The organism is Alsobacter sp. KACC 23698, assembly GCF_045348435.1.
Lineage (GTDB): Bacteria > Pseudomonadota > Alphaproteobacteria > Rhizobiales > Beijerinckiaceae > Alsobacter.
This window is the reverse complement of sequence record NZ_CP157484.1, coordinates 2,275,298-2,296,350: the sequence shown is the minus strand read 5'-3', so window position 1 is coordinate 2,296,350 and position 21,053 is coordinate 2,275,298. Positions and strand designations below refer to the sequence as shown.

General features: G+C 67.5%; 16 protein-coding genes. 11 read left to right on the top strand and 5 right to left on the bottom strand.

Annotated elements, in window-relative coordinates; all coding sequences use genetic code 11:
- Window positions 1-39 precede the first annotated feature (39 nt).
- Genes ABEG18_RS10665 through ABEG18_RS10650 form a run of 4 tightly spaced genes read left to right on the top strand, consistent with a single transcriptional unit; the run spans window position 40 to window position 5,799 of the window.
- A complete protein-coding gene (locus tag ABEG18_RS10665) occupies window positions 40-2,118 on the top strand; it encodes a hydantoinase/oxoprolinase family protein (protein ID WP_406858038.1) in 2,079 nt (692 codons plus the stop codon).
- 5 nt (window positions 2,119-2,123) lie between these two features.
- A complete protein-coding gene (locus ABEG18_RS10660; RefSeq protein WP_406858037.1) occupies window positions 2,124-4,112 on the top strand; it encodes a hydantoinase B/oxoprolinase family protein in 1,989 nt (662 codons plus the stop codon).
- A complete protein-coding gene (locus ABEG18_RS10655) occupies window positions 4,109-4,420 on the top strand; it encodes a (2Fe-2S)-binding protein (protein ID WP_406858036.1) in 312 nt (103 codons plus the stop codon). The genes ABEG18_RS10660 and ABEG18_RS10655 overlap by 4 nt, the downstream gene beginning before the upstream one ends.
- Complete coding sequence (locus ABEG18_RS10650; RefSeq protein ID WP_406858035.1) at window positions 4,411-5,799, top strand: FAD-dependent oxidoreductase; 1,389 nt, start codon at window positions 4,411-4,413, stop codon at window positions 5,797-5,799. Before ABEG18_RS10655 ends, ABEG18_RS10650 begins: the two co-directional genes overlap by 10 nt.
- Window positions 5,800-5,803: 4 nt before the next feature.
- Here the strand turns inward: ABEG18_RS10650 and ABEG18_RS10645 are convergent, their stop codons facing one another.
- Together ABEG18_RS10645 and ABEG18_RS10640 are read right to left on the bottom strand one after the other, a co-directional pair.
- Entirely contained in the window at window positions 5,804-6,703 is a 900-nt protein-coding gene (locus tag ABEG18_RS10645; RefSeq protein WP_406858034.1) for a LysR family transcriptional regulator, read from the bottom strand.
- A 125-nt stretch (window positions 6,704-6,828) separates the two neighbouring features.
- On the bottom strand, window positions 6,829-8,880 hold the full coding sequence (locus ABEG18_RS10640) for an FAD-dependent oxidoreductase (RefSeq protein WP_406858587.1): 2,052 nt from the start codon (window positions 8,878-8,880) through the stop codon (window positions 6,829-6,831).
- A 127-nt stretch (window positions 8,881-9,007) separates the two neighbouring features.
- On the opposite strand from ABEG18_RS10640, the gene ABEG18_RS10635 reads away from it, so the two are divergent.
- Window positions 9,008-9,952, top strand: a complete 945-nt coding sequence (locus tag ABEG18_RS10635) for a LysR substrate-binding domain-containing protein (RefSeq protein WP_406858033.1) — start codon at window positions 9,008-9,010, stop codon at window positions 9,950-9,952.
- Between the two features lie 332 nt (window positions 9,953-10,284).
- Here ABEG18_RS10635 and ABEG18_RS10630 read toward each other — a convergent pair whose 3' ends face one another.
- The 3 genes from ABEG18_RS10630 to ABEG18_RS10620 are packed head-to-tail and all read right to left on the bottom strand — an operon-like array spanning window position 10,285 to window position 14,941.
- Window positions 10,285-11,013, bottom strand: a complete 729-nt coding sequence (locus ABEG18_RS10630; RefSeq protein WP_406858032.1) for an SDR family oxidoreductase — start codon at window positions 11,011-11,013, stop codon at window positions 10,285-10,287.
- Entirely contained in the window at window positions 11,010-12,692 is a 1,683-nt protein-coding gene (locus ABEG18_RS10625) for an FGGY-family carbohydrate kinase (protein ID WP_406858031.1), read from the bottom strand. The genes ABEG18_RS10630 and ABEG18_RS10625 overlap by 4 nt, the downstream gene beginning before the upstream one ends.
- A complete protein-coding gene (locus tag ABEG18_RS10620) occupies window positions 12,689-14,941 on the bottom strand; it encodes an arylsulfatase (RefSeq protein WP_406858030.1) in 2,253 nt (750 codons plus the stop codon). The genes ABEG18_RS10625 and ABEG18_RS10620 overlap by 4 nt, the downstream gene beginning before the upstream one ends.
- Window positions 14,942-15,216: 275 nt before the next feature.
- Between ABEG18_RS10620 and ABEG18_RS10615 the strand changes: the two genes are divergently transcribed.
- From ABEG18_RS10615 to ABEG18_RS10590, 6 genes are all read left to right on the top strand, one after another.
- Complete coding sequence (locus ABEG18_RS10615) at window positions 15,217-16,236, top strand: ABC transporter substrate-binding protein (RefSeq protein ID WP_406858029.1); 1,020 nt, start codon at window positions 15,217-15,219, stop codon at window positions 16,234-16,236.
- A 10-nt stretch (window positions 16,237-16,246) separates the two neighbouring features.
- The gene (locus tag ABEG18_RS10610; protein ID WP_406858028.1) at window positions 16,247-17,041 is read left to right on the top strand and encodes an ABC transporter ATP-binding protein; all 795 of its coding nucleotides are present in this window, start codon (window positions 16,247-16,249) and stop codon (window positions 17,039-17,041) included.
- A 74-nt stretch (window positions 17,042-17,115) separates the two neighbouring features.
- Window positions 17,116-17,847, top strand: a complete 732-nt coding sequence (locus tag ABEG18_RS10605) for an ABC transporter permease (protein WP_406858027.1) — start codon at window positions 17,116-17,118, stop codon at window positions 17,845-17,847.
- A 2-nt stretch (window positions 17,848-17,849) separates the two neighbouring features.
- On the top strand, window positions 17,850-18,920 hold the full coding sequence (locus ABEG18_RS10600; protein WP_406858026.1) for an AraC family transcriptional regulator: 1,071 nt from the start codon (window positions 17,850-17,852) through the stop codon (window positions 18,918-18,920).
- A 289-nt stretch (window positions 18,921-19,209) separates the two neighbouring features.
- A complete protein-coding gene (locus ABEG18_RS10595; protein ID WP_406858025.1) occupies window positions 19,210-19,938 on the top strand; it encodes a GntR family transcriptional regulator in 729 nt (242 codons plus the stop codon).
- Window positions 19,939-20,028: 90 nt separating this feature from the next.
- Window positions 20,029-21,048 carry a TRAP transporter substrate-binding protein gene (locus ABEG18_RS10590; protein WP_406858024.1) on the top strand — a complete coding sequence of 340 codons (1,020 nt, stop codon included), beginning with the start codon at window positions 20,029-20,031 and terminating at the stop codon, window positions 21,046-21,048.
- The last annotated feature ends 5 nt before the right edge of the window (window positions 21,049-21,053 follow it).

Sequence of the window (21,053 nt, the reverse complement as noted above, 5' to 3'; positions counted from 1 at the left end):
CCGCGTGCCAGCTTTCCGGGCCCGGAACGAGGATCGGACATGAGCGACACAGCATCCAGCGCGGAGCGGCGAAGCGCCGCCGATTGGAAGATCGGCGTGGACATCGGCGGCACCTTCATCGACTTTTGCGCGCTGGAAACCGGCTCGGGCCGCATGGCCTCCCTCAAGGTGCTGACCACCCCGGATGACCCCGGGGCGGAGCTGATGACGGGGCTGGCCCTGCTCCGGGAGCGCGACGGGCTCGATCCCCAGGCGGTGACGCGCTTCGTGCACGGCACGACCGTCGGCATGAACACCGTGATCCAGCGCAAGGGCGCTGCGCTGGCCCTCTTCACCAACGCGGGATTCGAGGACGTCATCGAGCTCGCCCGCCTGCGCATGCCGGAGACCTATTCGCTGTTCTGTCGCCGCTCGGACCAACTGGCTTCGCGGGACATGATCTTCGGCATCCCGGGGCGGTTGCGGGCGGATGGCTCGGAAACCCTGCGGCCCGACCTCGGCAAAGTCGCCGAGGCGGTCGTCGCCGCGAAGGCGAGAGGCGCCCTCGGCGTCGTGGTCGCGTTTCTGCACGCCTGGCGCAACGACGCCCATGAGGCGATGGTGAAGGCCGAGATCGCGCGGCTTGCGCCGGAGCTCTTCGTGTTCACGTCGGCCGAGGTCTGGCCGGTGATCCGCGAATATGAGCGCACCTCGACGGCCATCCTGAACGGCTATGTCCACCCCCGCGTCGCCGGCTACCTGACGGCGCTGGAGGAGCGGCTTGCGTTGAGCGGCGTGCCGGCGCGGCCGCTGCTCACCAAGTCGAACGGCGGCGTCATGAACGCCGCCGAAGGCAAGGGCTCCTGCGTCAAGATGCTGCTGTCCGGCGCGGCTTCGGGCGTGATCGGCGCCGCGTGGCTGGCGCGTCAGGCTGGCGAAAGCCGTATTCTCACGCTCGACATCGGCGGCACCTCGTCGGATTTCGCCCTGATCATCGACGGCGAGGCCCAGTTCGGCGCCGGCGAGATGATTGGCGAGTTTCCGCTCTACATCCCTTCGGTCGCGGTGAGCTCGATCGGGATCGGCGGCGGCTCCATCGCCAGCGTGGATGCGCAGGGCGTGCTACGGGTCGGCCCCGAATCCGCCGGCTCGACTCCCGGGCCGGCCTGCTACGGCCGCGGCGGCGAGCGCCCGACGATTACGGACGCCATGGTGGTGTGCGGTTGGCTCGGCCACAGCCAGATGGCCTACGGCCAGCTCCAGATGGATGTGGGGCTTGCCCGTGCGGCGGTCGCGAGCCTGGCGGAGCAGCTCGGCCGACCGGTCGAGGCGACCGCCCAGGCGATCATCGACATCGCGGTGTCGGAGCTGTTCGTGGAAGTCGAGAAGCTGGCCTCGCGGGCCGGCGTGGACCTGCAGGATTTCGCCCTGATGCCGTTTGGCGGCGGCGGCCCCATGTTGGGCGCCTTCCTGGCGCGCGAAACCGGAATGGCGCGCGTGCTCGCGCCGCGGCGGCCGGGCGTCGTCTCCGCGCTCGGCGGCCTTGTGGCCGACCTGCGCGGCGACTTCATCCGCACCCTTTTCGCCGAACTCTCACCCGAACTCCTGCCATCCCTGCACGCCGCCTTCGCGGCCATGGCGGCCGAGGGACAGGAGTGGCTCAAGGCGCAGGGGCACAGCGGCCCGGCCGACCTGCTGCTCTTCGCCGACATGCGCTACGCCGGCCAGAGCTACGAGATCGAGATCCCGCTGCAGCCCGCCTGGCTTCGCGACGGCGACGTCGCCGCGGTGGCCAGCCGCTTCCACGAGGGTCACGCGCGCCTCTACGATTTCGACGATCCGGTTGGCCGCATCGAGGTCATCAGCCTGCGGCTGTCGGCCATCGGCGCCGGGCCCGCCGTCGCGTTTGCGACCGAGGAGGAAGTCGAGACCGTCGCCCGCCCGGTTCGCGCCATCGAGGTCCACATCGACGGGGCGAGCAGGCCGGTCGACCTTTATCTTCGGTCAGACCTTCGGCCGGGCGACCACTTCCAGGGCCCGGCCGTGATCGCCCAGGAGGACACCACCTGCGCGATCCCGGCCGGCTCGAAGCTCAGGGTCGACCGTCATCTCAACCTTCACCTGACCTTCGCGGAGTGACGCCCATGTTCGACCGCATGAACCTGCAGGTCCTGGCCAATCACGTCCGCGCGGCGGCCGAGAACATGGCCCACACGCTGCAGCGCACCGCCCACTCGGCCTTCGTCAAGGAGACCGAGGACTTCACCGTCATGCTGATGAACCGGAAGGGTGAGACGTTCGGGGTTCCGATGGAGCTCGGCGCGACCTGGTATCCGGGCCTCACCTATGGGCGCGCCATCGCGATGGTGGAGGACTACAAGCCGGGCGACATCGCGTTCACGAACGACCCCTATTCCTGCTACGTCGCCACGCACGCGCCCGACACCCACCTTTGGAAGCCCGTGTTCCACGAGGGCGAGATCGTCGCCTGGACGGGCGGGCACATCCACAACACCGACATGGGCGGCGCCGTCCCGGCCTCGCTCTCGCGCGCGCTCACGGAAATCCACCAGGAGGGCATCCGCTTCCCGCCGATGAAGCTCGTCAACGAGGGCGTTTTCGACGAGCAGATCCTGCGGATCATGACCACCAACGTGCGCAAGCCGGACCTCAATGTCGGCGACATCAAAGCTCTCGTCGGCGCGCTCAATACGGGCGAGCGCAAGATCCTGGCGATGATCGAGAAGTTCGGCCGCGACGCCTTCCTGGACGGAGTGGAGGCGCTGCTGGACCATGCCGAGGCGCAGGCGCGCGACATGCTGCGCGCCATGCCGGACGGGGTGTGGGAGTTCGCCGACTACGCCGACGAGGACTCGGTCGAGGCCAACCCCTGCCGCCTCAACGTCACGCTGACGATCCGCGGCGACGAGGCGGTGCTGGACTTCACCGGCTCCGACCCCCAGCTCGCGTCGTCGCTCAACGTTCCCTCCGGCGGCGACCCGCGGCACACGATCCTGCTGGTGGGCGTCTACTACGTGCTCTACACGCTCAACCCCAAGATCCTGCTCAACACGGGGCTGACGCGCCCCTTCACCTGCATCACCCCGGAAGGCACGGTGCTCAATCCGGTGTTCCCGGCCGCGGTGGGCATGCGCTCCCTCACCTGCGCACGGCTGCGTTCTGTGATCTTCGGCGCTTTCTCACAGGTGCTGCCGGACCGCCTCCCGGCCGCTCCGGCGGGCAACAACTGCATCGTGAACGTCATGACGACGGACGAGCGCACCCGGCGCACCGTGATCGCGGCCGTCAACCCGGTGGTGGGCGGCGGCGGCGGCATGCCGCACCGGGACGGCGCAAACGGCTCCGGAGCGGACGCCGCCTATCTCAGGAACACGCCCATCGAGATCACCGAAACCGAAACGCCCGTCGAATTCATCCGCTACGGGTTGGCCAGGGACAGCGGCGGCGCCGGCCGCTGGCGTGGCGGGCTCGCGACCGAGATGGCGTTTCGCGTCTTCGCGCCGGACAGCCGCATCACGGCCCGCAACCGGGACCGGAGCTTCTTCCGCCCCTGGGGCGTCCTGGGCGGACGGGCCGCCGGACTGTCCGACATGGTGGTCAACCCAGGCTCGCCCGACGCGCGGCGCCTCGGCAACATCGACACCGCCGTTCTCCAGCCCGGCGACGTGCTGGCGATCCGCTCCGCCGGCGGCGGCGGCCGCGGCGACCCTCGCGAACGCGAGCCCTGGCGCGTCGCCCGGGACGTCGCGCGGAGCTACGTCTCGGCCGCGGCGGCCGAGACCGAGTACGGGGTCGTCCTGCGGGACGGCGAGGTCGACGAGGCCGCCACGGCGGCGCTGCGCCGCGCGCAGGTTCCTCATCGCGGGCACTTCCATTTCGGTCCCGAGCGCGATGGCTACGAGGCGCAGTGGACGCGCGAGGCCTACGCCACGCTGACCGCCATCCTGGCGGGACTGCCGATCCACTGGCGCTTCTTCACGAAGACGGAGATCTTTCGCCGCATGAAAGGCCGGGCTGGCGCGCAGGGCGTGGCGCAATCCTTCGCCGAGGCGCGGGCTCGCTTCCCGAACCTGCCCGCGCCGGCCACGACAATCCGCGTGGCGGCCGAATGAGCGGGGCCGGCCCGGTGGCCCGTCTGGTCCGGCTTTCAGAGCTCGACCGGCCGCCCGTGAGCTTCACGCTCGATGGTGCGCCGCGCCATGCGCTCGCGGGCGACACGGTGCTGACCGCGGTTCTGTCGGTCGCACCCGCGCTGCGGCGCTCCGAGTTCGGCGGCGAGGCGCGCGCGGGCTTCTGCCTTATGGGAGCGTGCCAGGATTGCTGGGTCTGGCAGGAGCGAGGCCCGCGCCTGCGCGCCTGCGCCACCCTGCTGTCGGACGGCATGCGCCTCCTCACCGCGGCGCCCGGCCAATGGCCATGAGCGGAACGCCCCCTTGCGTCGTGGTCGTGGGCGCCGGCCCGGCCGGCATCCGGGCCGCCGAGACCCTCGCCGCCGCCGGGCTCGTCCCGGTGGTGATCGACGAAGGCGTTCGCGCCGGCGGACAGATCTACCGGCGGCCGCCGGACGGATTCAAGCGCCCGCCCGGGACGCTCTACGGCTCTGAAGTCGGCAAGGCGGTCGCCCTGCACGCCGCCTTCGACGCCATGGCGGCCGCGGGACGGTTGCAGCATCGGTCCGGCAGCTCCGTTCTGGCGGTCGCGGACGGACGAGTGCAGGTTCTCGGTCCGGAAGGCGCGTCCTGGATGGCGTTTGATCGCCTGATCCTCGCCACCGGGGCGACGGACCGGCTGGCGCCCGTGCCGGGCTGGGAACACGCGGGCGTCTATAGCCTCGGCGCGATGCAGATCGCCCTCAAGGCGCAGGGCGCGGCCTTTGGCCGGCGCATGGTCCTCGCCGGATCAGGGCCGCTGCTGACGCTGCTCGCCTCGCAACTGCTGAAGGCGGGCGCGGGCGTCGCCGCCGTTCTCGACACGGCTCCGCTCGGAGCGCAGCTGCGTTGCTGTCCCGGCCTTCTGTCGCGCCCGGCCCTGGCGCTGCGCGGCGTCGCCATGCGGGCCACGTTGGGGCGGCTCTACCATCCGGGCGCGCAGCTCGTCGCAATCGACACGGACGACCAAGGGCCGGCCAGCATCCGCTGGCGCGACGCTGCGGGGCGCGAGCGCCACACGCCCTGCGACGCGGTGGGGCTCGGCTGGCACCTGCGTCCCGAGACGCTGCTCGCCGAACTCGCCGGATGCGCTTTTGATTGGGACGAGGCCTGGCGCCAGTGGCTGCCCCGTGGAGACGCTTTCGGCCGGGCCGCCCCGGGCGTCTATCTGGCGGGCGATGGTTACCGGTTGCTCGGGGCCGACGGCGCTGAGGTCTCCGGCCGACTTGCCGCGTCGGCTTGCCTGTCCGACCTCGGCCTGCCCGCGCCCGACGCCTCCCGGGACATCAAGCGCCTTTCCCGGATCAAAGCCTTCGCCAAGGGCGTCGCCCGCGCTTTTCCGTGGCCAGCCGGCATGGTGAGCGCCCTCCCCGACCAGGCCGTCGTCTGCCGCTGCGAGGCGGTCACGGCCGGCTCGATCCGCGAGGCTGTCGTGCATGGCGGAGCCGAAGCGAACCGCGCCAAGTCGATTTGCCGCGCCGGCATGGGGCGGTGTCAGGGTCGTTACTGCCAGTTGTCCAGCGCCGAGATCATCGCCGCGACGGTCGGCTTCAGCTCGCCCGAAGCGGTAGGACGACTGCGTGGCCAGGCGCCGGCTCGCCCCGCGCCCGTGTGGGCGCTTGCGGCGGAGGCCCCGGCCGAAACGCCCTAGGCCCCTACCGGCGAGAGCTCCAGCCCAGGGTCGCGCAGGCGCGCCGCAGATGGTCGCGCATCAACTCATGATTGCTGGACAAGATGTGATCCTTGCGCGTCAGCAGCGCGATCGGCACCTGGATGCTGGGCGCAAAGGGCCGTTTGACAACCCCGGGGAACTGCTCCCACGGCAGGAGCCCGTCCACCAGCGCAACGCCCAGTCCCTCCCGGACGAAAGGCAGGGCCGTGATCGACAGGTCGATCTCGATTGCGGGCGCATAGGTCAGCCCCTCGGCCTCGGCCACCGCCGTCACGAGCCGAGCCGGAAGCGTGTCCGCCCGATAGGAAATCAGCGTTTCCTCGAGAAGGTCGCGAAAGTGGATCCATTCGCGTCCGGCGAACCGGTGTCCCTCCGGGATCACGCACACGAGCTCGGCATGGCCGATCGTCTCGACCTGGATCTCGTGCTGCGGCAGGTCGTTCATCGCGATGCCGAGCGACACCTCGTTGTTGCGCAGCATGTCGACGATGCTGGCGATCGGGGCGATCAGCGTCCGCACCACGATTTCGGGATGCTCCTCACGGAACCCGGCCAGCGCCCGCGGCAGGATCGACATCGATGGCGGGGCCGAGGCGGCGAGACGCACCAGGCCGGTGCGCCCTTGCCGCATGTCCACGGTGCGGCGACGCAGGGCGCCGAGCTGCGCGAAGATCTGCTCGGCCTGCGGGAAGATTTCATCCGCCTCCTGCGTCGGGATGAGACGGCCGCGTACCCGGTCGAACAGCTTGAACCCGAGCTGGTCCTCTGTGTGCAGCAGAATCTGGCTCAGGGCCGGCTGCGAAATGTTGAGCATCGCGGCGGCGCCCGTCACGGTGCCGCATCGCATCAGGGTGCAGAAAACTTCGAGCTGTCGGGCGCGCATCGATCGGTCCGTTGGGCGCGAACGTCATAGTGCGGGTCGAATGGCGCGCCGATCGGCGTAGCTTGAATCGGATCGGCCGAGCCGTCGCGTTCTTTCGTCAATCGGATAGCGCGGCGGGCGCCGTCTTACAGCTTGGAGCACAGCCGGTAGGCTTCGTGGATGGACGAGTAGATGTCGCGGCTGGCGACGGCGTCGCCGATGCGATGCAGGTCGAAGGTCCCGGGCGCCCTCCCGGTTCGCTCAGCGCCGCTTTCGCGCGCGATGAGCCAGCGGGGATCCGTGACGCCACGATTGGCCGCGCGGCCGCGCAGGTCGTCGTAGACCTCCGTCAGGGGGGCTGTCCCATGTTCAACCACGACCTGCTTGGTCTCGATTTCGGTTTCCGCCCCTGTCAGTTCGTGACGGAACAGGGCGACCAGTCCGTTGGCCCGGCGCGACACCCGCACGAGGCGCATGTCGGTCATCGAGCGGACGCCCAGTTCAGCAAAGCGCCGGCGAAAGCTCGACTTGTCGGTGTAGGGCATCTCGATCGACAAGGAATCGTCCGGGGTCGCGAGCAGCACAGCCTTGCCTTGGCGGGCAAGGTGGAGCGTGCAGGAAGCCGCGGGTTGGCGACCCGTCCCGTCGTAGATCAAGACATCGTCCTTGCCGGCCACCGAGCCTGTGAGCACGTCCCAGACACTGTCGCACAGCTCGGCGCCGTCGAGCCATTCCAGGTCCGGCACGCCACCGGTGGCCATGATGACGATGTCGGGCGACTGGGCGAGGATCGCGTCGGTGTCCGCGTATGTATTGCAATGCACCGGGACGCCAAGATGCTCGAGCTCCCGCACGCGCCAGTCGACGATCGCGATCAAGTCCTTGCGTTCCGCCGCGGAGGCCGCCACGAGGATCTGGCCGCCCAGTTTCGGCGCGGCCTCATAGAGCGCCACCACGTGGCCGCGTTCGGCGGACACCCGCGCGGCCTCCAGTCCGGCTGGTCCACCGCCGACGACCACCACCTTCAGCGGCTCCCCGGCGCGCGCCACCGTCGGGCTGAGCGTGGTTTCGCGTCCGCTGGTCGGGTTGTGGATACAGTTGACCTTCTTGTAGAGGCAATAAGATGCGCCGATGCAGGGGCGCACCCGATCCTCCTCTCCCCGGATCAGCTTCTCGACGAGGTGGGGATCGGCGATATGCGCCCGCGTCATTCCGACGAGGTCGACAATCCCTTCGCGCACGGCGTGGCGCGCCGTCGCAAGGTCTCGGATGCCGGCGGCGTGCAACAGCGGCAGCCGGGTCTCCTTTCGGAACTGCTCGACCTTGCCCAGGAAGGGCGCGTTCGCCTGGAACATGCCCGGCATGTTGTCCTCGGTGAGGGCAAGCTCGGTGTCCATACGGCCGTAGATGCAGTTGAAGAAATCGATATGGCCTTCGCGCTCGAAAAGGCGGGCCAGTTCGAGGCAGTCTTCGACGTCCGAGCCGTCCGAAACGCCTTCATCGATCACGAACCGGATTCCGACCGCGACGTCGTCCCCCACCGCCTTGCGGATCGCCTCATGGGCCATCAGGCCGAAACGCGCCCGGTTCCGGGCCGAGCCGCCGAAGCCGTCCGTCCTCTGGTTGGTCCGAGGTGACAGGAACTGGCCAATCAGATGGCCTCCGGTCACGGTCTCCAGCCCATCCATGCCGCCCTCGACGCAGCGGCGCGCGGCGTCCGCGAAGTCGGCCACGATGCGGTCGATGTCCGACCGGTCCATCTCGCGCGGGAAGGCCCGGTTGCGTGTTTCCCTGATCCGCGACGGCGCCACCACCGGCAGCCAGTGATTGGCGAAGGACGTCGCGCGCCGGCCAAGATGCGACACCTGGCACATCACGGCGGCTCCCTGGGCGTGAATGCGCGCCGAGAGTTGCTGGAGATGCGGGATGATGCGATCCGACGAGAGGTCGAGCTGACCCCCGCCCCAGCTCGAGTCAGGCGACGTCATTGCGGAGCCGCCGACCATCGTCATGGCAAGGCCACCGCGGGCTTTTTCCTCGTGGTAACGCTGGTAGCGCTCCAGCGGCATGCCGCCCTCGTCCAGCATGGACGCATGACTCGTGCTGACGATCCGGTTGCGAAGCTGGATGGATTTGAGCTGGAAGGGCTGCAGGAGCGGGTCGGAGGTGCGGTCGCCCGCATCGGCGTGTCGTGTCATTCCTGGAAGCTCCCTTTGGCTGACCGCGGGACGCCAGCCCTGTCGACCCTTCCGCGCCGGCGAGATTCCCCGATCGGGACCCTTCCGGCCAGCTTGAAAAAAGCTTCGGACGCCATACGCTGAGCGTATGGCTCCGTTGTCACGCACCGTCCCGTCGCCGAGAGCTCTCCTGGTTTTCGAGGCAGCTGCGCGCGCTGGCAGCTTCACGGCCGCGGCATCCGAATTCAACGTGTCGCAGCCGTCCATCAGTCGCGCCATCGCCCAGCTGGAGGGCGCGCTGGGCGTAAGGCTCTTCGACCGCCAGGCGCGCGGGCTGGCCCTGACGCCCGAGGGTTCCGAGCTCTACGCGGCCGTGACGGACGGGTTCGGGCGTATAGGCGCTTCGGTGCGCAGCATCCAGGCGCGCAGCCAGAACGCCAAGCCCGTGATCACCCTTTCGCTCTCCACATCCTTCGTGGCCCACTGGCTCTTGCCGCGGCTCGGCGAGTTCTATGCCGCCTTTCCGCAGGTCGACCTGCGCTTCGACCTGATTGCCGGGGCCATGCGTGGCATTCCGGACAATGTCGATCTGGCGACCCGGATCGATCCGCAGGATGACGCCCGCTACCATCGCTGGCCGCTTGCTCCGGAAATCATTTTGCCGGTGTGCAGCCCCTCCTACGCCAAGGCCAGGGGCCCGCTGAACCGGGACGGAGAGGGACACGTCTTCCTGCACCTGAGCGACCATTCGCCCGATGAGTGGAAAGCGTTCCGGCGCGATGGCCACTCCGCTGTTTTCCCGAAGGGCGCGTGGCACGAATTCACGGACTATGCCGTGATCCTGCAAGCCGCGCTCAATGGAGAGGGCATCGCCCTAGGCTGGGTGAGCGTGGTCTCCAGCGCTCTGGTCAAGGGGGCCTTTATTCCCGCAACCGAGCTCAGGTCCATCACTGGGCGACATCACTGCCTGTTAGCGCCGAAGAACAGGCCGCTTAGTCCGGTCACAATCGAAATAGCAAATTGGCTGGCGACCCGAATGGCGCACGAGCTCAGTCAGCTATGGCAGGTGCTTGGCCTTTCGAACCGCCAGTGAGGTTTGGTGGCCTCACCGGCGGTTCGGTTCGATGCCGAAATCGCCGCGACCCTGACCGGACCTTGGGGCTGGCTCCATAAGCACGGCGGGCTCCTGCACCGAGTTGGTTCATGGCCGCCGCCGCTCTGTTCCTGACCGCATCCGACGCCGCTATGCGGCTCGCCGTCTCGGTGAAGGCGCTTCGGAGGGGATGGTCGCCGTGCGGGCAGTGGCGAAGGCATGAAGCGGCGGGGCTTGGCGCTGGCGAGCTGACCCCTGGCGGAAGTCCAACGCATCCGACTTTGCGAGAGCCGCTCGAACGCCGCGCTGATGAGCGGCGCCAACCAGCGTTGCTAGAGGTCCGTGCTCTGGGGAAGGATCACGAGATCGCGGATCGTGACGTTCCGCGGGCGGCTCAGCATGAAGTAAACCGCCTCCGCGACCTCTGACGCCTCGATCAGGCCGCCCGCCGCGAGCTCCGCCTCCAGTTTATCCTTGGGCCAGTCGCTGATCAGCGCGGTCACCACGGGGCCGGGTTGAACGGCGCCGATGCGCAGGCCGTGCTTGATCATCTGGCGGCGCACCGTGTGGACAAAAGCCTGCACGGCGTGCTTGGAGGCCGTGTAGATCGGCTCCCAGACCACCGGCACCACCCCGGCCACCGAGCTCGTGACGATCACGTCTCCGGTCCGGCGCTCGATCATGTGCGGCAGAACGGCATGGACGGAGCGGAACACGGCGTTCACGTTCAGCGTCAGCATGCGGTCCCAGGCGTCCGGGTCGCCGGCTTCGATCGGTCCGCCCACATAGGATCCGGCATTGGCGTGGAACACGTCGAGACGACCGGCCGCGGACAGGATCGATGGCATCATCGTCCCGACCGCGCGCGGGTCGGTGAGGTCCATGGCGAGCGCGGATGCGCGCGGGCCCAGTTCGGGAACGATGCGGTCCAGGGCAGCGCGGTCGCGATCGATCAGGATCACCTGCGCTCCGGCGTTGAGGAGCCGCACCGCGCAGGCATGCCCGATGCCGGATGCGGCTCCGGTGATCGCCGCGACCCTGCCTTCCATGTCCTGTGTCACAGCGCGCCTCCCTGTGGGTTGCTGGCGGGGCTCGCGAGATCGGTCAGCATCGCCTCGCGGGCGCATCGCTCAAGCCGTTCAAAAGCGGCGTAGCGCTGCTGGTGAACCTGTGCGAGGTCGCCCGCGACGGGCTCGTAAGCGACGGCGTCCGGCGACATGGCGTCCATGGCGGCGTGGAGGTTCGCATGCACGCCGCCCGCGACCGCGCCCAGCATGGCCGCCCCGCGCAGCACCGGATCGGCGCCGTCGGAGGCCAGCGCGGGTAGACCGGCGCAATCCGCCAGGAGTTGCCGGACAAGCGGGTTTCTGCCCGCGCCGCCGCTCAAGGCGAGCGCCTCGATGGTCGCCCCCCGGGCGCGGCTGACGTCGATGATCTGGCGCAGCCCGTAGCCGACGCCGAGAACGCCCGCCACATACAGCGCGACGAGATGGTCGAGGTCCCGCTCCATGCCAAGTCCCGCCACAAGCGCGCGGGCCTGGGGCTCGGCATGCGGCGAGCGGTTGCCGAGGAAGTCGGGCACGACCTGGAGTGGGCCGGCGAGGCGAACGGCGTCCGACAGGGTCGGGCTCTTTGCAGCCGCCTGCCCGGCGCACCATTCCGGAGGCGCCAGACCTTCTGCTGCAGCCCTGGCCTTCAGCTCCGGCCATGCGGGGTGGAACGCGATGAGTTGCTCGATGGCGGCGCCCGCGGCGGACTGGCCGCCTTCGCTCAGCCAGAGGCCGGGCGCCATGGCGGAAAAATATGGGCCCCAGACGCCGGGGATGAAGATGGGCTCCTCGCCGCTCGCCATCGTGCAGGCCGACGTGCCGAACACATAGGCCATGCGGGTCAGCGGCGTCCCGTGCACAGAGCGGCTGCCGATCGAGCCGAGCCCGCCCGCATGGGCGTCGATCAGCCCCGCGCCGACGGGCGTGCCGGGGGCAAGGCCGAGCTCGGCGGCCGCGGAGGCGGTCAGCCCGTCGCCGAGCGGGGCCCCCGCAGGGACGATTTCGTCGCCGATGCGGGCGAAGCCGTCGTCGGTGAGGTCGCCGAGACCGATCTGCCGGAAATAGCCGGGGTCCCAGCGTCGCTCATGCGCCAGGTAGGTCCATTTGCACGTGACCGTGCACACCGATCGGGCCAGGCTTCCGGTCGCCCGCCATGTCAGGAAATCGGCGAGATCGAAGAACCGCCATGCCGCATGATAGGCGCCGGGCAGCTGTTCCTTCAGCCAAAGCAGCTTGGGCGTCTGCATCTCGGGCGAGATGCGGCCGCCCACATAGGAGAGGACGGGGTGCTGCGTCTCGTTGATCCTTCGCGCCTGATCGAGAGCGCGGTGATCCATCCAGACGATGATGTCGCGCGCCGGGTCGCCATGCGCCCCGACCGGCAAGGAACGCCCGCCTTCGCCAAGCACCACCAGCGAGCATGTCGCGTCGAAGCCGATTCCTGCGATTGCCCGGGGCTGAACGGCGGCCTGTTGCACAACGTCCCGCACGCAGGCGCACACGGCCCGCCAGATCTCGGCGCTGGACTGCTCGGCGTAATCCGGAACGTCGTGCCAGAGCGAGATGTCCCGCCGCGCATCCGCGAGGAGGCTCCCGTCCGCCTCGAATAGTCCTGCGCGGGCGCTCCCGGTGCCGACATCGACGCCGATCACATAGCGCGGCGCGCCCGGGCTTCGCGCGGCGGCGCTCATTGGGACGCCATCGCGGCGAGCCAGAGGCCCGCGATCGTTTCGTCGCTCGCCTCGCTGAGCTCAACCTCCACCCGGTCCAGGCCCGGGCCGAACCGGAACGGCGCGCTGTAGCGCGGCGAAACCGGTGAAGGCTCGTTCATCCCGCATTGCGAGCTCATCAGCCCGAACCCGGCCGGGAAGGCCATAGGCAGCGGCGCGGAGGCGACGTCGCGTCCGTCGACCATGAGCCGCAGTTCGGTCCGGCCCTCCTCGTGCAGCAGAAGCGCGCAGCCGAGACTGCCCACGCGACCGAGAGGAGGAAGCGGGGCCGACAACTCGGTGTGACGTCCGGCGAGGTTGTAATCGAACCAGAGGCGGCCTTCCTGCACGAAGAGCGACAGCCCGGCGGCCCGCCGGCCATAGGCGAACACGACGCCGCTGGCCGTATCGTCGCAGTTCTGCAAGAAGCCAGTGATGCGGAAGGAGCGCCGGGCGAAGTTCGGGCCTGTAACGGGCGTCAGCAACCGCGTTCCCGGATACAGCACGAAACGCAGCCGGGCGTCGGTCGCAGGGTCGCGCGCGAAGGCTCGGGCCTGGGCCCGGTCGTCCAAGGGCAGCACGTTGTAGGCTTTCGCCTCGCGCCACCAGAGATCGACGAGCTCCTGCAGCTTCTCGGGCTCCTGGGCGGCGAGATCGCGCGTTTCGGAGAAGTCCTGGTCGAGGTGGTAGAGCTCCCACCGATCGGCCGCGTAGTCGTCCCCCGAGCGGTGATTGGTGACCGCCTTCCATCCCCGGTGGTAGATGCCCCGCTGACCGCCCATTTCAAAATACTGGGTTTCGTGACGCGACGGAGCGCCTGGCGAGTCAAACGTGTAGGCGAGGGACGCGCCGTGTAGCGGCATCTGCTCGACGCCGCGATAATGCGGCCTGGGCGTCACGCCGGCGAGGTCCAGCATGGTCGGCGCGAGGTCGATCGCGTGGTGGAACTGTGTGCGAAGGGCTCCGGCTTCGGCGAGACGCTCCGGCCAGTGCATGATCAAGGGCGCGCGGACGCCCCCGCCGAAGGTGAATTTCTTGTAGAACTTCAGTGGCGTGTTGCCGGCCTGCGCCCAGGCCGCCGGATAGTGGTTGTGGGTCCACGGGCCGCCGAGCTGGTCGATCCCGGCGAGGTTTTCCTCAAGCGTGTCGGGCAGTCCGAGGAAGTAGCGATATTCGTTCACCGAGCCGAATTCGCCGCCTTCGCCGCTGGCGCCGTTGTCGGAGAGCACGACGAACAGCGTGTCGCGCAGCTTGTCGCGGCGGGACAGAAACTGCGTAAGCCGGCCGATCTGGCAATCGGTGTGTTCGGTGAAGCCGGCGAAGACCTCCTGCATCCGCGCGACGAGGCGCTTCTGATCGGCGTTCAGGTCGGTCCAGGGCCGGGCGCCGGGGTTGCGCGGCGCAAGCTCTGTTCCGGGCGGCACGATGCCCATTTCGAGCTGCCGCGCGAGCACCCGCTCGCGTTCCACGTCCCAGCCGTGATCGAAGGCGCCCCGGTACTTGTCCAGAAAGCTCTGCGGCGCCTGGTGCGGCGCATGACAGGCCCCAAACGCCAGATACAGAAAGAACGGCCGATCCTGCGTGGCGGTGAGATGGTCCGACAGGAACTCCTGCGCCCGGTCGACCAGGTCCTCGCTGAAATGGTAGCCGTCGCGGCCTTCAGGCGGGACATAGTGCTGGTCGTACCAGAGTTCGGGCGCCCATTGGTCTTCTTCCCCGCCGAGGAAGCCGTAGTAGCGGTCGAAACCGCGCTGGGTCGGCCAGTTGTCGAACGGGCCGGCCGGGCTGCACTCCGCGGGCGGGACCAGATGCCACTTGCCGAGCGCATAGGTTCCGTAGCCGCCGTCCCGGAGCATTTCGGCCAGCGTGGCGGCGCTGGGCGAGATGGCGCCGCGGGCGTTGTCGAAGCCGGTGTCGAAATCGGCAAGGTAGCCCATGCCGGCCGCATGATGGTTCCGGCCCGTGAGAAGGCAGGTGCGGGTGGGCGAGCACATCGCGGTGACATGGAAGTTCGTGTAGCGCAGCCCGTTTTGCGCCAGCGCGTCGATAGCGGGCGTGCTGATCCCCGCGCCGTAGCAGCCGATCTGGGAGAAGCCGCAGTCGTCCAGCACCACCCAGACGATGTTCGGCGCGTTCGGCGCGGCCTTGCGGCGGGCGGGCCAGTAGGGCTGCGATTCCTGCACGGTCGTCCCGACGCGCCCCGGTGCGGCGCGGCTCTCCCTTTCGCTCATGGCGCTTCTTGTCCGTGTCGTCGTTTGCCGCAGGCTATAGCCGATGCATCATGCCTTGCAACAGAAAGTATTCGATCCCCTTATCTGCTCGAAGATCCGCAAAAAAGTATCATCCTGGCCCGGGCGGGTGTGGTTGCTAGGCCAATCGATCTGTGACAGGCTCTGCTGAATCGCTCGATATCAGGCCGCATCTCACGCAGCTTGTCTTTGAGCGCTTCAAATAAAAATAATATACTTGCTAATCTGTCTCAGAGCAGAGAAATGGGAGGAATATGATGCAGAGCGGCAAGATGATTCCGTGGCCGCGTTCGCTCGCCTTTGCGACCCTGCTGGCCATCGGCGGCGTGGGGTCCTCGCAGGCGGCCGACCCCACCGTCATCCGGATCGGCGCGGCTTCAAACGTGCTGTTTGGTCCGGTTTTCGTGCTGGCCGACGCCAGCAACGGGATCGCGGCCAAGCACGGCCTCAAGGTCGAGATGCGGATCTTCAACTCCGGCATCGCCACCATGGAGGCGGCGCTGGCCGGCGATCTGGACGTCGCCTTTCCCAACACGCGCGTGCTGCTGCCGCTGCTGAAGAGCGGCAAGGCCTGCTTCAAGGGCGGCATCGGCTTCGTGGATGTCAACACGGTGAACATGGTCACGAAGGCCAGCATCAAGAAGCCTACCGATCTCGTCGGCAAAAGCATCGGGACGCGCAAGGGTGGTATCGGCGAGGTCGCGCTGCATATGTGGCTGGCCAAGCAGGGCGTCGACCGGAACGCGGTCAAGACCGTCAACATGTCCGAGGAAGACCAGCCGATCGCGCTCGCCAAGGGCAGCGTCGACGGAATCATCTGGCCGGAGCCGACGCCTTCGCTGGCGCTCGAGATCGGGGGCGACGCCGTGCATCGCTTCGGCGACATCGGGTCCGCCTTCCGCGACGTCTCGGTCGTCAACGTCACGTGCGACTGGGTGAAGAAGAACGGCGACCCCGGGATGGAGAAGCTCGTCGCCGCCTGGATCGAGGCGGTCGACCTCCTGAAGTCGAACCCCGACAAGGGCGCGCAGATCACCGCCAAGGCCATCCAGCTGTCGCCGGACGACGTCAAGAAGATCTGGAAGAATGGCGGCTGGCCGGACGGTTGGCCGGCGTCGCTCACGGACAGCCAGATCGACATGTACAACGTCTATGGCGACTACCTGAAGGAGAACAAGGAACTCGAGTCCATGCCGGACATGAAGCAGTGGATCAGCAGCAAGTGGCTGAAGGCCGTTGCGCCCGATCGGGTCAAGTTCTCCAAATACGACTACTAGGAGCCCGGCGATGACGCCAGCGATCAGCATGCGGGACGTCGAGATGGTTTTCTCCGGCGAGCGCAGCGGGGAGCCCTATGCGGCGTTGCGCAACGTGCAGCTCGAGGTCACGCCGGGCGAGTTCTTTTGCCTGCTGGGCCCGTCGGGCTGCGGGAAGACCTCGCTGCTGAACCTGGTCGCCGGCTTCGTCATGCCGACCAGCGGAACGGTCGCGATCAACGGCGAGGCGGTTGACCGCCCCGCCAAGGAACGCGGCGTCGTGTTCCAGTCCGATCGCGCCCTGTTCGACTGGCTCACCGTCGAGGAAAACGTGACCTTCGGCCCGCGCATGCGCGGCGTCCCCGAGCAGGCTTGGCGCCCGGTGGTGGACGAGATGCTGAAGCTGGTCGGCCTGTGGGATCACCGCGAGAAGCTGCCTCGGCAGCTGTCGGGCGGCATGAAGCAGCGCGTGCAGATCGCCCGCGTGCTGGCGAACGAGCCCGATATCCTGCTGATGGACGAGCCATTTGCGGCGCTGGACGCCTACACGCGCAGCCATCTGCAACGGGAGGTCACCAGGATCTGGATGGCTCACCGGCGCACCGTCCTGTTCGTCACCCACGACATCACGGAGGCCATCTGGCTCGCCGACCGGATCGGCATCATGACGCGCGGACCGGGCTCCCGTATTCGCGAGATCATCCCCGTAGACTTACCTCGGCCGCGCGAACGGATGACCGCCGGCTTTATCGAGCTGTTCAACCGGCTCAGCGTCGCGATCGATGCGGAAGCCGGAAACCAGCGCCTCGCCGAGCAGGCCGCATGACAAACCTCGTCGAAAACACCACGTCCATCGCGCCGCCGAAGCGGCTTCCCCGGCCTTCGCTGGGACGCTACGGCGTGACGACGCTGTCCGTGCTGGCCGCCGTCGCCCTTTGGGCGATCGGGTCAACTTTCGCGTCGCCTTTCTTCGTGCCGTCGCCTCTCGCGGTGGGCCGGGCGATCGTCACGCTGACGAGCAGCGGCGACCTGCCGACTGCGGTCGCCTATAGCTACTTCCGAATCCTGGTGGGTTGGGCGGTGGGCTGCGCGGTCGCGATACCGCTCGCGCTCGTGGCGGGCCGAATCCGCGTGGTGAAGCAGGCCATCGAGCCCTTCTTCAATTTCTTTCGATTCGTGCCGCCGATCGCGTTTTTGGGCATCGCAATCCTGTGGTTCGGGATCGGCGAGCAGTCCAAAATCGCGATCATCATCTACACGTCGCTGTTCACGGTGTTCATGAACACCATGGCAGGCGCCGCCTCCGTCGACGAAAGCCCGAGCCGTGCCGCCCTCTGCCTCGGGGCCAGTCGCCGGCAGGTCCTTTGGCGCGTAGTGCTGCCCGCCACGGTCCCGGCCATTCTGGTTGGCATGCGCGTCGGCATGGGCTTCTCCTTCATGAGCGTGGTCGCAGCCGAGATGATAGCAGCCAACGAGGGCGTCGGCTTCCTGATCTACAACGCACGCCTCTTTCTGAAGACTGCCAACGCCTTCGCTGGAATCCTGACGCTCGGACTGATGGGTCTGGCGGCCGATCTGCTGTTCCGTGTCATCGCCAAGAAGCTGTTCGCCAAGCACGCCTTGCCATTCTAGCCATGGTGAGCGAACCTCCCGACAATGGGCGGGAAACGCCGGCCGACAGCGAGGCCGAAGACCGGGGAGGCTCGACTCTGACCGGAAGGAACCACGGGCCCTCCGGCGACCGGGGCGGCAATCATGTGCCGGACCTTGAAGTCGTCGACGTGCCGCGCGAAGCGTCGTTCAAGGTCTGGGCGCACGGCTATCCATTCCGCACTGTGCGTTGGCATTTTCATCCGGAATACGAGATCCACCTCGTCACGGAGACGTCCGGGCGATCGTTCATCGGCGACTTTATCGGGACGTTCCGGCCCGGCAATCTCGTGATGACCGGACCGAACCTGCCGCATAACTGGATCAGCGACGTGCCGCGCGGCGAGGTGATCGCCCGCCGGGGCATCGTCCTCCAGTTCACCCAGGCCTTCATCGCGAACTGCATGGCGGTGGCGCCGGAGCTTCGGGCGCTCGGGCCGTTGCTGGAGCGATCGGAAGCCGGCTTCGAGTTTGAGGACGGCGTCGGCGAGAAGGCCAGGTTTCTGCTGGAGCGCATCCTGGACGAGGACGGCGTCGGGCGGCTGGGCCTTTTTTTCCAGCTCATGGCTTTGCTGCAGCAATCCGGCGGGCGGCAGCTCGCAAGCGCGGAGTTCCGGGCGCGTCCCGAGGTCTACGCCAGCGACCCGCTCAATCATGTTCTGGAGCACATCGCCCGCAATCTCGGCGAAGACCTCACCCAAACCGATCTCGCCGAGCTGTCCGGCTTCACGCCAACGGCGTTCTCCAGAGCCTTCCAACGCCACACCGGCTTGACCTTCGTCCGCTACGTGAACCAGCTCCGGGTGAACCGGGCGTGTGAGCTCCTCAGGGTGTCCAAGTCCAGCATCGCGGACGTTTGCTTTCTGGTTGGCTTCAACAACCTTTCCAATTTCAATCGCCAGTTCCTGGCGCTGAAAGGCGTCGCCCCATCCGTTTATCGCCGCGAGTACCGGATAAACATCACAACTGGAGATCGCGATTCGCCGAGCCGCGAGCCGAGTCGAACACTGCGTCTGAGCGACTGGGCTTCAGGGCCGAGCGCGACACGGGGCTGAGAGCGGGCTGGACAGCGGCCGAAGCCTCGCTGCAGCCCGGGCGCCGTCGACAGGATCGACTGCGCGCACTCTTCTACGGCAGTCAGGGTCCGCTCGTGGTGCGCCGGCGAACTTCCGATGGTGGCGCATCTCGGGCTCGCGGCGAACAACGGCAGGCCGGTCCGCTTTCCACCTAAGCGGACCTCTCGGGCTGGTCGTTGACACCTTTTGAGGGGAGCACGCAGTCGTCCGCTCAGCTAGGGGCCAAGATCGATTTGCCACCCTCGCCAGAATTTATATAATATCTCGGATGACCGTGAGATCCGACTCCGCCGCCGACCGGGTTGCCACTCAAGCCAGCGCGCTTTGTGATCGGCTTCGGCGCGACCTGCTTGAAGGCCGGCTGAAGCCGAGCCGTCGGTTGCAGCTGAAATACCTGATGGATCAGTATGATGCTGGCCAGACGCCCATCCGAGAGGCGTTGAATCGGTTAGCGTCCGAGGGGCTGGTCGAGATCCGCGACCAGCGCGGATTCGTTGTTGCAGGCATCAGCGCGGACGAATTGCGCGAGTTGACCAAGACGCGGTGCTGGCTGGAGGAGCGCGCTCTTCGCGAGTCGATGGCGGCTGCCTCACCGGAGTGGGAAGAAGCCTTGGTGCTCGCCTGGCACAGGCTGTCGAAGACGCCGCGTTCTCTATCGCGCGAGAAATTTGAAAGCAATCCGGAGTGGGAACGCTTACATCGGATCTTCCATCGTCACTTGATCAGTGGATGTGGGTCACAGTGGCTTATCAACTACTGCGAACAGCAGGCTGATTTACTGTTTCGCTATCGGCAACTCTCGATCCAACGGGTCTACCCTACGCGGAATGTCAAGGATGAGCACGAGGCTATCCTCAAAGCCGTGGTGGACGGCGATGCCGACAAGGCTGTCGCTTTGCTCACCGCCCATTACCAGGGCACCGCCAACGTGATTTTGTCCGATCCCGACGTATTTCCCAACGTTATACAAACCGCCGCTGACCGTCAGGATTTATAAAATTCGTTGACCTGCGCTTTTTGGCCCGGCACAGTCGCTGTCAACAAGGCCGGAGCCGATCAGTCCGGCCGCCGCAGCGGGAGGACTATCGTGTCAAAGAGCTTCCAGGTTTCGCGCCGGACCGCCATCGCAGCCCTCGCCGCCGCAGCCGCCTCCATCTCGACAAGCGCCAGCGCCGAGGATTTCGAACTCAAGGTCTCGCACTTCCTGCCGCCCAACCACACCTTCCAGAAGGAGCTGGCGCGTTGGGGCGAGGAGTTGGAGAAAGCCTCCGGCGGCCGGCTGAAGCTGAAGCTCTATCCGGCGGCGCAGCTCGGGCCGCCTCAGCGCCAGTTCGACATCGTTCGCAGCGGCGTGGCCGACATCTCCATCGGCCTGACCGGCTCGACGCCCGGCCGCTACCCGGTCACCGAGATCGTGTCCGAGGCCTATGTGGCCCCATCCGGCGGCACGGCCAGCGCACTCACGTCCCGTCGAATGACGGAGCTGATGCCCACCTATCTCGCCTCCGAATATCCGGGCATGAAGGTGCTGTGGGGCATGGTGACGGCGCCGCTCAAGTTCCACACCGCCCGGGTCGCGCTCCGCAAGGCGGACGACTTCAAGGGCCTGCGCATCCGCTATGCGGGCGAGCAGTTCGCCGAGGTGATCTCGGCGCTCGGCGCAGCGCCGCTGGCGGTGCCGCCGGGCGAGACCCAGGACGGGCTGGCGAAGGGCATCATCGACGGCGCGACCTTCCCGTATGAGGGCGCCCAGAGCTTCGATCTCGGCACCGTGGTGAAATATTCCATGGAGCCCGGCGTCAGCACGGCCACGTTCATCGCGGTGATGAACCCGAAAAAGTTCGAGGCGCTGCCGAAGGACCTGCAGGACATCATCGAAAAGTCCACCGGCCCCGAAATGGCCGCGCGCTTCGGAACGGCTCTGGACAACGCCGAGAAGGCGGGACGCGAGTACATGGTCGCAAAGGGCGTCGAGATCACCACGATGCCGCCCGAGGAGCTGAACAAGATCAAGGGTCGGCTCGGCGCACTGCTGGAGAAGCGGCTCGACGCGCTCGAGAAGGGCGGCAAGCCTGCCCGCAAGTTCTACGCCGACTACATCAAGTAACCGAG

Coding starts and splice junctions, on each gene's coding strand:
- ABEG18_RS10665 (WP_406858038.1), top strand. CDS start 40: ATGAGCGACACAGCATCCAGCGCGGAGCGGCGAAGCGCCGCCGATTGG.
- ABEG18_RS10660 (WP_406858037.1), top strand. CDS start 2,124: ATGTTCGACCGCATGAACCTGCAGGTCCTGGCCAATCACGTCCGCGCG.
- ABEG18_RS10655 (WP_406858036.1), top strand. CDS start 4,109: ATGAGCGGGGCCGGCCCGGTGGCCCGTCTGGTCCGGCTTTCAGAGCTC.
- ABEG18_RS10650 (WP_406858035.1), top strand. CDS start 4,411: ATGGCCATGAGCGGAACGCCCCCTTGCGTCGTGGTCGTGGGCGCCGGC.
- ABEG18_RS10645 (WP_406858034.1), bottom strand. CDS start 6,703: ATGCGCGCCCGACAGCTCGAAGTTTTCTGCACCCTGATGCGATGCGGC.
- ABEG18_RS10640 (WP_406858587.1), bottom strand. CDS start 8,880: ATGACACGACACGCCGATGCGGGCGACCGCACCTCCGACCCGCTCCTG.
- ABEG18_RS10635 (WP_406858033.1), top strand. CDS start 9,008: ATGGCTCCGTTGTCACGCACCGTCCCGTCGCCGAGAGCTCTCCTGGTT.
- ABEG18_RS10625 (WP_406858031.1), bottom strand. CDS start 12,692: ATGAGCGCCGCCGCGCGAAGCCCGGGCGCGCCGCGCTATGTGATCGGC.
- ABEG18_RS10620 (WP_406858030.1), bottom strand. CDS start 14,941: ATGAGCGAAAGGGAGAGCCGCGCCGCACCGGGGCGCGTCGGGACGACC.
- ABEG18_RS10615 (WP_406858029.1), top strand. CDS start 15,217: ATGCAGAGCGGCAAGATGATTCCGTGGCCGCGTTCGCTCGCCTTTGCG.
- ABEG18_RS10610 (WP_406858028.1), top strand. CDS start 16,247: ATGACGCCAGCGATCAGCATGCGGGACGTCGAGATGGTTTTCTCCGGC.
- ABEG18_RS10600 (WP_406858026.1), top strand. CDS start 17,850: ATGGTGAGCGAACCTCCCGACAATGGGCGGGAAACGCCGGCCGACAGC.
- ABEG18_RS10595 (WP_406858025.1), top strand. CDS start 19,210: ATGACCGTGAGATCCGACTCCGCCGCCGACCGGGTTGCCACTCAAGCC.